This window comes from Paenibacillus medicaginis, from assembly GCF_042138635.1.
Taxonomy (GTDB): domain Bacteria; phylum Bacillota; class Bacilli; order Paenibacillales; family Paenibacillaceae; genus Paenibacillus; species Paenibacillus medicaginis.
Window position 1 is genome coordinate 263,267 of sequence record NZ_JBHIRY010000001.1, and the last position, 13,195, is coordinate 276,461.

Sequence of the window (13,195 nt, forward strand, 5' to 3'; positions counted from 1 at the left end):
TATTCGACCGCTTCTTTTTATTTTCTAAAAAGGAGCGAAATGATGTCTAATGATTTAAGAATACTTATTACTGCCGGTTTAAATACTGGTAAGTCTATTGGTGAAATTAACACAGCAATTTCTGGACTACAGAAGAAAATAAATAAATTAAATCTTAAAGCCCAAGTAGATCAAAACTTCACCACTGCAATCAATTCGTTTATAAAAGCAACCGAGAAATTAAGAACAGTCACCAGCGAACAAAGTAAAATAGTTTCTGAAACACAGAATGTCTATAAGAGATTGGATGGAACTGTTGAAACAGTTACACAACAAATCCTTAAGAACGGCGAAATAATTCAGAAAAGTAAAACTATACATGACGCCAACAAAAAGGCAATCAATGAAGAGTCAACTTCTCTAGAAAATCAAATTCGTACACTCAAGCAATTAGAAAAAGAGCTTGAAGGTTATACATTAGCCAAGACTAGGGCAAGTAAAAACAAATTTGGTGAAGTAACTGGCTATACCAATGCATATAAGGATAACAACAACCAAACCGTTACTGTTAAGACAGATGCCGAAGGTAATGTCCAGAAGATTAATGAATTAAAAAATTTCCTAAAGCAAAGAAATGACATACAAAAGCAACAAGAAGCGTTAGATCGAGCACACTATTCAGCATTACAAACAGAAAAAGCTAGATTTGAAGCATTAGACAAAATTCATTATCTTGCTCTTAAACAAAATGCTGAACGAGATTTGAGAGAAAGACAGAGAATTAACAAAGAAGCAGAAGCAATTGATAAAGCTCACTATCTTGCCCTACAACAAAACGCCAAAAGGAATCAAGATTACATTCGTAATGTCGCTGCCACTCAACAAAAAATTAATGATGCAAAAAGTAAATTTAGTGATAATCGGGAAGGCTTAGCAAGTTTAAATGAACTTGAAAACAGATTACAAAGTATTAAAAATAGGGGTGATTTCAAATCTCCCCTCTCCGATCTTAATAATGATATTAAACGAACAATATCGGGATTGAACGAGGCCAGTAAGAGTTCTCAAACATTTGGAAGCTCTTTGAAAGCTGCTTTTAATTCCTTCCCGATCTGGATGATTACGGGAACAGCTTATATGGCTATGACCAATTTTTTCACTGACGGGGTTAGATACGTAAATGATTTAAATAAAGAATTAACACAATTGTCTATCGTATACATGGAGGGTCAAGATCAACTTGGAAAGTACGTCGATAAATTCCATGATTTAGGCAAGGAAATGAGCATCACTACACTTGAGCTGAGCCGTGGCGCCTCGGAGTTTGCCCGCCAAGGTCTTTCCCAAGAGGAAACATTCAATAGAATGGAAACAGCAGTTAAATATGCGAAGATTTCCAATATTGATTTTTCAACTAGTGCAAAGATACTTACTGCTACTGTCAATAGCATGGATGTTGACATTAACAGAGCTGCAGACAGTTTTGCATATTTGGGGGATGCGACCGCGAGTGACGCCTCGGAGATCGGTGAGGCTATGCAACGTGTTGGAGGCACAGCAGGGTCAATAGGCGTGGAATTTGAGAAGGTCTCAAGCTGGATTGCTACTGTTTCAGCTAATACCCGTGAATCCGCTTTTACCATCGGTAACTCCATCAAATCTATTATGGCTCGTGTTCAAAGTATGAAAGAGTATGGGTTTGATGAAGAGGACGGCACCCAAGTTAATGAAGTAGCGAGAGCATTAGCAGCGGTCGATATTCAGTTAGTGGATTCAGAAGGCAACTTCCGCAACTTTGGGACTGTAATGGATGAATTAGGTGCAAAATGGGATAAATTGAGTAGCCGAGAAAAGGCGTATATTTCGACTACGGTTGCCGGAAATTACCAATCTGCTAGATTTAGGAATTTAATGGAAGACTACGCTCAATCCGTAGAACTCTATGAAGGAGCACTGAATTCTGCGGGTATTGCCCAACAAAAGTTTGAACTGTATCAACAAAGCACTGAAGCTCACTTGAACCAACTCAAAAATGCTATGGAGGACATGTGGTCAAATAGTTTTGATTCGAATGCCATCAGGAATGTAATTGATGCATTAACAGTACTTGTCGAATCATTTGATAACCTTGGTAATGTATTGGTTTTAACAAGCGGCCTATTCCTCGCCTTTAGATACAAAGCAATTGCCGGTTTTATAACGGGTGCAGGTGCTGCAGTAAAATCATTGTTAACAACAAGAGCAGCTCTTCAAGGAACTACATCTGCCGCTAATGGCGCTTCGGTTGCTATGACAAGATTGGAAAGATCTTTAGGGTTAATTGGAATAATTGCTACTGTAGGATCTCTGTTTATAACCGCATTTAATGGAGCTAACGATGCAATCAATAATAGTGCTGACTCCATTGAAAAACTTAATGAGAAATATAAGGATTTGTCGGATCAATTAGACAATGTTAGTTCCTATTATGAACAGAATTACGATGCTATTGATACAAACGTAGAAGTCAAGAATAAACTGTTTGAGATGCAAAACAGTCTAATTGATACTTTTGGGCAAGAAGCAAATGGTTTAGATTTAGTCAACGGAAAATACGAAGATCAGATAGCAAAACTTAAAGAACTCAATGAAAATAAAATTGATCTTGAAATAAAAGAAAATCAACTAGCAGTTGACTCTTTACTAAGCAAAAATTATACAGAACCATCGCTAGTGCCAGATGTCTCAAAGAGACTAAGTGATATATTTAGCGGAAATAATTTAAGTTACGCTGTAGGTAATGGCGCTGGTCAAGGTAATCTGAATTTAGAACAATACTATAAAAAATTAAAAGAGCTTCAAAATGAAATACTGAATACAAATGAAAAGATATTCAAATCACAGGAACTAATTCCTCAGAATAGTGAAGAATGGAATAGAGCGCTTCAAGCAGTAAATGCTGAATTAGAAGCAATCGAACCACTTTATAATCAAATCTCAAAATTAGAAGATTTAAAAAAGAAAAAGATTGAAGCCTCCACTCTGGCTCAACAGTCTTTTAACGAAGAACAAAAAGGACTGTTTGAGGATCTGAGTAACGCATTTTCCAACCAACCTTTAGAAGAGTTTGAAAACAGTATTAAATCTGTTACTTCTATCGTTAATGATTTTGATGGGGAAAATGTAGATGAAATCATTGAACAATTAAAGCAAATCCCTAATCTACAAGGGAACCCAGAAATACAAAATTTCATACAAACTTTAGCCGAGAATGCTCGTGTTGCAGAAAGTTCAGTAGACGGACTCTCTACAAGTTTTGATGATGTAATGAATAAAATTCTTGAGTCCTCTGATAATATTGAACTACTAAATAAAGCTCAAGAAGAACTATCGGAAAACAACCAACTTTCTGGTAAGACAATTCAAGAGATTAGTAAAAAATATGATAATTTCATCGATGTTACAAAGTTGAATCGAGAAGAAATTCTAAAGTTCATCAAAGCTAAAAAACAAGAATCTGTTGACTTTACTGAAACAGAACGTCAGAAAACAAAAGATTTGATAGATCAGACTAAGGCAAGAATTACCGCTTATGAGTCTGAAATGTCTGCTATCGGTAAGCTGATCCAAACTATGATAGATCAAACCGGAGAAGCCATTGACAGTGGAGCATTAAACGAACAGGCGCAACTTGCTGCAGAATCGCGAATTGGTTCATGGAGAAAGGTACTAGGTGACACGGCCTCCTCTCTTCAGGATGAAAAGGATAAATTGGCTGAGCTTGAGGGTCAATATGAAACACTTGGCAATGCTAAAGACAACTTGACGGCCACTTCCAATAAGTCAGATAAAGAGCAAAAAAAATCTAACGAAACCCTCTCTGTTACCAACGAACTCTTAACCGAACAAATGAAAAAGTTAAGAGAATTGAAAACAGCCTTAGATAATGCTGATAAAAGTAAAAGCAGATTCAAAAAAGGCTCTGTTGAATACGAACGTGCCTTAAAAAGAGAAATTGCATTGCTTGAACGTCAAGCAGAATTATTGACTGAAGGAATCAAAGATCCTAGTAAACTGGTTGCCACAAAGGTTACAACTACTACAAAAGGTGATGGTTCGGCTAAGGGTATAGACTCCCTACTCACTGCTTCGCAAGCTTTATCTGCTACTAACGCATTAACATATAAACAAGTCAGCGGTAAATTTGAAGGTTCTTACGACCAATTTATTGAACGCGCCCTCTCCGACTGTTCGCAATTTGTTCAGGAGATGTATGATGAATTCCTTGGTATCCAACTTCCAAGGACTGCTGCAGAACAAGCTAAAGTTGGTACTGCCGTAACCAGCAAAAAGGATCTGCAAAAAGGAGACCTTGTATTCTTCAATACTACAGGCAAGTCCAATTCCCATGTTGGTGTATACATGGGCGAAGGTAACTTCATGCAGATGGGTAATTCTGGACTAAAGCAATACAATCTTAACGATGCAGTTTGGAAAAATAAGTATGAAGGTGCTCGTCGAATCTCTGGGGTTTATGAATCTTCCTTCTCACCCTCTTCTCTATCAGGTTCAAAGGTTACAGGCAAAAACGCTGATCTGATCAATAAGTATGCTGGTGCTAATAATGTTGATCCAGCCTTGATCAAAGCAATCATCCAACAAGAATCTGGCAACGGTGCAAATGGTATTAGTAATGTAATGCAAGTCAGCAAACTTGGCAAAAACACAACTGTAGCAAAAAGCATTGAAACGGGAACAGCAATGTTTGCCAAGTATTTGAACCAAACAGGCGATGTTGATATTGCCCTAGCCATGTATAATATGGGACCGGGTATTCTGGATTTCTTCAATAAAAATGGTGGTTATTCCAAAGAGAACATGCAGAAGTTTTCTAACTTGCAAAAGAAGAAAACAGGAAGCTCAGTTTATGGGGACCCTAACTACGTTGATAATGTGAAGAGTTATTATCCATCAGCTAATTCATCAGGAGACAGTAAGGTTAAATACACTCTTCCCTCTCAAAGCGAGATGGAAGAAACTCAAAACAATGCCCGGAAAGAAAGATCTGATACTTATGATGAGATTTATCAACGTAAAATTGCTGTAGTCGAAAACTATGTCACCGGTTCAAAACAGAAGATTGAAAATTTAGATAATCTAATTGCAAAATCACAGGGCGCTCAGTCACGGTTTGACGATGTTTCTGAACAGTGGAGAAAAGAAGAAACCTCGCAAATCAGTTTAATTGAGCAGAAACAGAAAGAACTTGAAACTCAAAATAAGGAATTAGATAGACTCGTTAAAGAAAATAAAATTACTTCAGGCGAATTTGATTCTCAGAAAGCATCTAATAGTACAGAATGGTGGCAATTAGAGCAGGAAAAACAAGAGAAAAAATATGCTGTTATTACTAGTTCTTTAGATGAATATGAGAAGAAAGCTTCTGAGGTAAATAACGTAATCGAATTGTCTCAAGCTCGTCTTGCTCTGCTTGCAGAAGGAACTGAAGAATATAACGATGAAGTAAAAAATCAAATCGATTTACTTAATCAGAAGAAAGTTCCATATCAACAAGAGTTAGATTTAGTTAATGATTTGTTGAAGAGCGGTGGACACACTGCAACACAGACTGAGGATCTTAAAGAGCGCCAACATCAATTAGAATTAGCTCTCCTTGAAACAAATAGTGCAATCAAAGACCAGACTGACGCGCTTAAATCTGCTGCTTCGGATGCACTTAGCAAATATTCCGACGCAATTTCTTCAGTCATTGACTCCATTAAGGATTCGCTTGGAGCAGATGAACTATTTGATACTGGTGCATTTAGCGACTCTGTAGATTCCATCTTGGCCGAACTAGACAGAATCGATGGCAAGTATATTACCGGTGCTCAATTTATTGATACTAGTTCAAGCGCTCGCTCTTCCCTCTCTTCCTACGCATCTCAAGTAAGAAATATTGCCTCAGATGTTCAAAGGATGCTTAATTACTCAAAGGATCTGAGCAATGTAAGTTTTGATAATCTCTCTGACTTTGGAAATCAAATTAATTACCAAATTGCCGCAGCCTCTAAACTGAAAGAGCGACTGGAAGCAATAAATAATGAGATTCGGGATACTGAACTTCAATATCAGAAAGAAGAAGCGGCATTAGAGAAATATATTGATTCTGTCTCTAAATCCTATGACGAGCAAATTAAGAAACAACAAGATTTACTGGATAAACTAGATGAGCAATATGAACTAGAAGACAGAACAAAAGCGCTCAAGGATATCAACGATCAGATTAATGCTGCTAAGAATGATAAGCGCTATTCATACATCACTGAAGCTGGAGAAGAAATCCTTACCTATAACAAGGAAACCGTTAAGGACCTTGAAGACCAAAAGGATGAACTGGTTAAGCAATATGAGCGAGAAGATGTCAAACAGGCCATTCAAGATGAGATTGACCGATTGCAAGATGCAAAGGATAAGGAACTTGAAATTCTCAATGAAAAATTAGAGAGAACAAAAGAAATTCATCAGCAAAACCTTGCAGCTATGCAACTGTATAAAGATAATCTCTCCAATATGTATAACCAGCTAATTGCGGATACTCAAGCCAAGTTGGATCAATATGCTCAGGCTATAACAACAGGTATGGAGAATGGTTCTATTTCTGCAGCCGAAGGATCTAAATTACTGGAATCCGTAGTTGGAGGTTGGCAGTCCTCTTCTATTGCTGGCTGGAACAATTACATAACTCAAGTTAAAGCAAAATTAACTGAGATTCAAAGTCTATATGCACAACTTCAGAAATTGGCTTCCTCCATCAATAGCATTTCTGTTAGTAGCGGTTCAGGTAAATCATCTGGAGGTTCGTCATCTTCTGGCAGTTCTTCTAGCGGCTCCAAAAGTAGCAGTCCGTCTAGTGGTTCAAAGAGTAGTGGCTCAAGTAGTGGCTCTAAAAACAGTAGCGGTAACAGTTTGAGCAATGTTGTGAAAAGCGTCACCGACACAGTAAAAAGTATTGTTGGTGGCACTAAGAAGTATCATACTGGCGGCGAAGTCGGCATGGAACCCCTTGGACCTAATGAAGTTCCTGCTATCCTCAAAAAAGGCGAAGTTGTTTTTACAGAGGAACACCAAAAGATGATAAGGAAAATAATTGCTCAAAATGTAGCACTTAATAAAACATTCTATTTACCAGATCCTAATAAGAAGTTTAAAGCAGTTACTCAACAGGGACCAACTTCGGTAGATAGCAGTGTAACTTATTCGATCAATGGACCAATACATGTGAATGCGAATAATGCTACTGAATTCTATAGAAGCATGCAAAGAACAATTAATTCTAAGAAAAGATGAGGAGGTCTCCCCTCCTCTCTTCTTTTTTTGTTAAGGGGTGAAAATGTGACTATCATCGGGTACGACTTTTACGGTCCTCAGTTTTTTCGTTCTCCGGGTGGCGTAGTCAAAGATATGTACTACGGTGAACTGAAAAATGGACAATATGACCAATTAGAAATACGGGAACGTACTGATGTGCCTACCGATTCCGTTAAAGTTGGCTGGAATACGGATACAAGGGCTATATTTGAATTCACAAGTGATCTAGAAGGTGGCAATATTACCAATGGTGGCTTAGAAATCGTTTCTTTCTTGATCCGACGAAGAAGAGCAGACGAACTAACCACATATACGCTAGACAAGATTCCATTTGTAAATAATTCTCAAATTGAATATGTAGATAAAACACAGCCAAATGCGAATCTAATATACAGCATTGTTCCCTTAGCGGAAAATGCAATTGATGGTAAGGCTGTATCTGTTCAAGCAGAGTCTGATTTTGTGGGATGGTGGATTGTAGACAAGGCAACTGGTAATACATTGGGATTTGATCAGGCTATTGATGATTTAGGGGAAGTTGAAACCGAACTGGAACAAGGACGAAGTGTTATTGAAACGTTTAGTAAATATCCTACAATCTATTATAGCGAAAAGGAGTATCATACGTTTACGTTAGAAGCTGCCCTTATCCCTGAAGAGTTGGAACGGTCAGGGTATAGCTATGAAAAAATCAAAACTCAGTTTATAAGCAATCATAAACCGTTTCTAGTCAAGAGTGACAACGGTAGGTTATTTGTTTGCGATATTAGTAATCCAACATTTAAGACTCCTCAGAATACATGGCATGGATATGATTATGCTACCCTCTCATTGGAATTTACGGAGATTGGTACCTATGAGGATTATATGAATGGAGTTTTGTGATGATTAATTGTAGCCAAGATTTTTTAAATGCACTGAAGCGTCCAATTAAACAATTGTATGTTAAGTTTGAATTCTATGATTCCAAAATGAATTACATTAACGAATTCACAAAACAAGTTACGGAATCGGATACTGGCTCAATCGATGTCAATGGCGATGATCCAGTTAGAAGAAATTTCAGTTTCTCAATGACGAACAAGAACGATGAATTTACATGGGGAGAACAAAAACTTATATGGATTGATAAGCGAGTAAAGGTTTTTGTTGGATTGAAACTTGCAAATGGAAATATAGAGTTTATTCCACAAGGGGTATTTATCTTAAACGAACCTAAAGATTATCACACAATAGATGAAAAAAAGACTGTAGTAAGTGGTCAGGACAAAATGTGGTTAATGACCGAGAAGCGTGGAAAATTCAAATACGAAACTACTATTGAGACAGGGGCCAATATTGGAACCACTATAATGACTTTGGCGGGAAAGGTTGGAGAGACATTATTTAACTTTGATAGGGTAACAGCGACAGTTCCTTATAAAATTACTTATCAACCAAATGATAGTATTTATGATGCCATAGAAGAATTAGCATTATTGGCAAAATGTCAGGTATATTATGATGTCTATGGATATCTACGACTCCAGAACATTGATTTAAATGATTTCGATTCTAACCCTGCCGTTTGGTCCTATATTTATGGGGATGAGAACGAAAGATTCTACGCAGGTAACGTCAGAGAGATGGACGAATCAGACTTAGCCAATCATATATATGTTCTTGGTGGTTCATCTAATACGGCCACTTGTAGTTATGAGTTAATTGTTACTGAAAAAGATAATCGTTGGAAAGATAGCCCGTATACGATTGAGAAAATAGGCGACGTTTTATACACCCATAACGATGGAAACCCGGATTCGCTGCTTACCACAAACGATGAGTGCAAATGGCGCGCTAAGTATGAGTTAATGAAACGTTTAGGATATTCGGAGAAACTGTCACTGTCCATTGCTCCAAACTATCTTCATGATGTCTACGATATCATAAAAATTGAAGATCCAGAAAATAATGTTACGGGTAAATATATGATTGAGAGTTTTTCTGTTCCTCTCTCCCCTGACTTAATGTCATGTGAGTGTCTGAAATATCGTAAAGTCATTGATAATTGGGATTTCATTTAAGGAGAAAGATAAATGGCAAATGACAAAGAATTTTTTTATGACGCCGTAAAGAAAATAGTACAAACTGAGATAAGCAATCTAGGCCTTTTAAATGGTAATTGGCATTTAGGCGAAGTCGTGTCTATAGTCAACTCATTTAAACTCATGGTTTGTGTGGATGGTTCAACAACACCGCAAGAAATCTCATACAATCCTGATGTTAGTTTTAAAGCAGGAGATCAAGTATGGGTTATTTTTATTAATGGGAAGTCAAGAGATAAGTTCGTTCTATGCAAACGAGCATTTTAAGGAAGTGATAATATGGCTTTGCAAAGGCCTTATAACATAAATATTACCGGTCAAACTATAGCCGCTGAAGAAGTCATCAAGGTGACTTGGCAAGTAACAGGCGATATTAGTACAGCATATCAGGTACGAATTTACCTAAATAGTACAGGATCGATGGTTTACGATAGCGGGCAAATCACATCGTTTGCACAGTCACACAATATCCCTGCTAATGCTATTACGAATGGTTCAGAGTTTAAAATTGCTGTCACCATATATAATTCAAATGAAAGTATATCGTCATTAAGTCAGATATTCCAAACCTCCTCTCGTCCTAAAGTTTCGGTTGGGACGATTGGAACGGTAAAATCAAATTCTTATCGATTTACGGCAACGTATTCACAAGCTGAAGCCAATCCAATTCGATCATGGGTTATGTACTTATACAACGAGGATCGAATCAGGGTGCAGACATCGCCCATAAGTACGAATAGTTCTATTGAATACATATTTAGCAGTCTTGAAAGTGGCGCTGATTATTATATTGAGATTCAAGTAACAAGTGCAAAAGGTTTGACGGGTACTTCTGGACTCATTCCGTTCGATGTCCAATATCGACAACCAAATGTTAAGATTAATTTAACTACAGAAAATACGGATGACGCTGGTATAAAAATCTTATGGAATGTGATTCAGATTATTGGAGAGACAACCAAGCCTCCTATATTTACGAGTGATGGATACCTTGATTTAACAGATGATACACTTACTTTTTCAGAAGGATTTAGTGTAGACCAAGATTTTACAATTAAAATATGGATGCGAAATATTAAACCTGACAAGGATTTATTCTTCCTCAAAGGGAAAACAGGAACCATCACTGTTCAATATTGGAGTGATGACCACAAGTTTCATGTATTCAAAGATGTATATGGATATAGATCACATTACGCCAGTCCTGAAGTTGTTGGAATTGGTCTTTTTTGCTGTATTCAGCAAATATTCTGTGACATGAATGTGTTTGCGGAAGTATTAAAAATTTAAAGGAGGAAATTTAATGGCAAATTTATCTACCTTCCCGGCCAGTATTGATTCGTTCGCGCGCCATTTTGAACTCTCGGCATCTGACATTGTAAATGTTGCTCGTTTTCAAGAACTCAAACTAAAACAAAACAGAACGCCCACCGAAGAAACAGAACTAGGTAATCTAACTGTTCAATTAAGGGATAAATTGATATCAGCAGATGATTACAACAAGTTCCAAGATGCTCTTGTCAACATGGAGTTATTTATTCGTGATAATGTTGAGGGCTACATTGAAGACAAACAAGCTTTGTTCGATGAGCATCTTGAAGATGGTATTGAAACGATGGAAGATAAGAAAGATTATTTTATTGAATATGTGAACACCAAAGAAACAGAGGTTCAAGCATTAGTCCGTGAATTTGACAGCAATACGGCTAGATATTATCAAACTTGGAGTGCAACAACTGGACAATATGAGTTTCCTATTTACTCCACACAAGGTACGAATAAGGATATTCCCAAAGAAGCAAATTTGAACATTGGCGAAGAGAATATTGATTTGACTGTGAACGGTACTTCCCTTACGCCATATGTTGATTTTGCAGTTAAGAAAAATGGATTCTATGACACCATTGTTTTATTGGGTAACAATGCTTCTCTCATTACTGCTGGTACAGAGGTTGTGGCAAGATGGTTTAAGAATGTCGGTAAACTCTATTTTAAACATGCATCCTCCCATAATTCGAATGGCACTGATCCTTTGACGGTTTTTGAGGATATGTTGGATAGCACATTAAAGACCAAAGTGAATAATCTCTTGCAGAAGATGACTGTAAGTAAAACAGCCCCAAGTAATCCTGCAACTAATGATATTTGGATCGATATGAATTAGGAGGTGGATATAAATGACCATACAGAAGATTAATCAGGTTGTCATTAGTCAGGATATATTAGATGACATCGCTAGAAAAGCAACAAAAACTGAATTGCAAACGGTAAAAACAGAAATTGATAATCAAATTGCAGCGGTTGTTTCTAATTTAGTTGCTAAAACAGCCGTTGAAACCTTTGATGATATTGCTACTACTTACCCCAATCCCAAAGAAGGCTGGACGGTAACTGTTGATGATACAAATATTACGTATGCCTATGATGAGGACACAAATACGTGGTACAAAATATCGGCAAATTCAATTCCTAAAGCAACGGAGCAGCTTGACGGACTTATTACTAAAGAGTTGGTAACTAAACTGAACACCATTGAAGAACATGCACAAAAAAATAAAACTCCAGATGAAATTTTTGAAGATATAAAAGCTATCGATGGTGTTGGAAGTGGATTAGATGCGGATACACTCCAAAGTTACACACCTGATGATTTTGCAAATGCTGATCATAATCATGACGGAAGATATTTTACACAGGCTCAAATAACATCTGCATTAGGTGGAAAAGTTGACAAGATCAGCGGAAAAGGGTTATCTACTGAGGACTATACAACTGAAGAAAAGGCTTGGGTGATGCAACAAATCGATGGTGTATCGACGGATGTGCCTGCAGATAGTTTATCACCTGAATCTGATATTGCCGAATGGCCTGCTGGTACAAGCATAATGGGGCTTACTCAGACGCGGGACAACTGGTTATATTCTATAAATATGGATACTGAAACCGATGGAATTATCCCTGTGATGATAAAAACATCTAAAACGTTAGGACCTAATGGAACACTCATTTCTGCAATGCAAGAAGCTTACTGTTCTGACGGCAATATGGACATCAACAGGAAGGGTCCAATAGTGTTCCAAAGGATTCAGGTTGGGGCTGCTGGTCCCATGTGGTCATATTGGACTCAAGCTGGCTTTGCCATTGAGATACCACCTAACTCAAATTTAAATGACTATACAACTGAGGGTCAATATTATGTTCCCCTTACAGCGACAGCCGAAACGATTGCGAATGTGCCGAGTGCTGAAGCATTTAATCTAGAAGTCAAAAAGCACGGAGCAGGAGGAGTGAGTAAAGGAGTTATACAGGTTTTCACAACCTATTACCCTACCAACCTGAGAATCTATGAGCGTAGTTTATACAATGGCACTTGGGGAGATTGGAAAGAGATTGTAACCCAAGATCAAACAACTAACTGGCAAAAATACAGCCTAACTGACATCAATGGACGTGCATTCAATATAACCGGACAAGATTTGAACAACATAACAACCGGAGGGTATTATAACGGCAGTGATCTTAAAAATGCGCCAGATAACACATCTTGGTGGTACATCGAGGTTATAGCGCACACGAACAACAATGGCTACACGTTACAGAAGGCATATATGCTTAACGGTGGCGTTCGTGTTATGAAAATGAGGACGCAGGAAGCTGGCACATGGTCTGAATGGACTCAAGTTGGAGCAGGAGGTGTGACTTCTCCCATAGTGGTGAGTGCGACAGTGCCATTAAATCCATCAACGGGGTTGATTTGGTTTGATATTAGTTAATTAGGAGGA

7 protein-coding genes are annotated in these 13,195 nt (G+C 37.6%); all 7 read left to right on the top strand.

Annotation, left to right across the window (positions count from 1 at the left end):
• The first annotated feature begins 42 nt into the window (after positions 1–42).
• The 7 genes from ACE5LO_RS01770 to ACE5LO_RS01800 are packed head-to-tail and all read left to right on the top strand — an operon-like array spanning position 43 to position 13,186.
• Entirely contained in the window at positions 43–7,308 is a 7,266-nt protein-coding gene (locus tag ACE5LO_RS01770) for a phage tail tape measure protein (RefSeq protein WP_375518365.1), read from the top strand.
• Positions 7,309–7,353: 45 nt separating this feature from the next.
• Positions 7,354–8,214: a hypothetical protein gene (locus ACE5LO_RS01775; RefSeq protein WP_375518366.1), complete on the top strand. Its 861-nt coding sequence runs from the start codon at positions 7,354–7,356 to the stop codon at positions 8,212–8,214.
• The gene (locus tag ACE5LO_RS01780; protein WP_375518367.1) at positions 8,214–9,392 is read left to right on the top strand and encodes a DUF5048 domain-containing protein; all 1,179 of its coding nucleotides are present in this window, start codon (positions 8,214–8,216) and stop codon (positions 9,390–9,392) included. Before ACE5LO_RS01775 ends, ACE5LO_RS01780 begins: the two co-directional genes overlap by 1 nt.
• Positions 9,393–9,404: 12 nt before the next feature.
• The gene (locus ACE5LO_RS01785; RefSeq protein ID WP_375518368.1) at positions 9,405–9,680 is read left to right on the top strand and encodes a hypothetical protein; all 276 of its coding nucleotides are present in this window, start codon (positions 9,405–9,407) and stop codon (positions 9,678–9,680) included.
• A 12-nt stretch (positions 9,681–9,692) separates the two neighbouring features.
• Complete coding sequence (locus ACE5LO_RS01790) at positions 9,693–10,703, top strand: hypothetical protein (protein ID WP_375518369.1); 1,011 nt, start codon at positions 9,693–9,695, stop codon at positions 10,701–10,703.
• 13 nt (positions 10,704–10,716) lie between these two features.
• Positions 10,717–11,577 carry a hypothetical protein gene (locus ACE5LO_RS01795; protein WP_375518370.1) on the top strand — a complete coding sequence of 287 codons (861 nt, stop codon included), beginning with the start codon at positions 10,717–10,719 and terminating at the stop codon, positions 11,575–11,577.
• A gap of 13 nt (positions 11,578–11,590) precedes the next feature.
• Positions 11,591–13,186, top strand: coding sequence for a pyocin knob domain-containing protein (locus ACE5LO_RS01800; RefSeq protein ID WP_375518371.1), 1,596 nt, complete (start codon positions 11,591–11,593; stop codon positions 13,184–13,186).
• Positions 13,187–13,195: the final 9 nt, after the last annotated feature.

Excerpts from the sequence above, each read along its gene's own strand:
- ACE5LO_RS01770 (WP_375518365.1), top strand. The coding sequence starts at position 43 with ATGTCTAATGATTTAAGAATACTTATTACTGCCGGTTTAAATACTGGT.
- ACE5LO_RS01780 (WP_375518367.1), top strand. The coding sequence starts at position 8,214 with ATGATTAATTGTAGCCAAGATTTTTTAAATGCACTGAAGCGTCCAATT.
- ACE5LO_RS01785 (WP_375518368.1), top strand. The coding sequence starts at position 9,405 with ATGGCAAATGACAAAGAATTTTTTTATGACGCCGTAAAGAAAATAGTA.
- ACE5LO_RS01790 (WP_375518369.1), top strand. The coding sequence starts at position 9,693 with ATGGCTTTGCAAAGGCCTTATAACATAAATATTACCGGTCAAACTATA.
- ACE5LO_RS01795 (WP_375518370.1), top strand. The coding sequence starts at position 10,717 with ATGGCAAATTTATCTACCTTCCCGGCCAGTATTGATTCGTTCGCGCGC.
- ACE5LO_RS01800 (WP_375518371.1), top strand. The coding sequence starts at position 11,591 with ATGACCATACAGAAGATTAATCAGGTTGTCATTAGTCAGGATATATTA.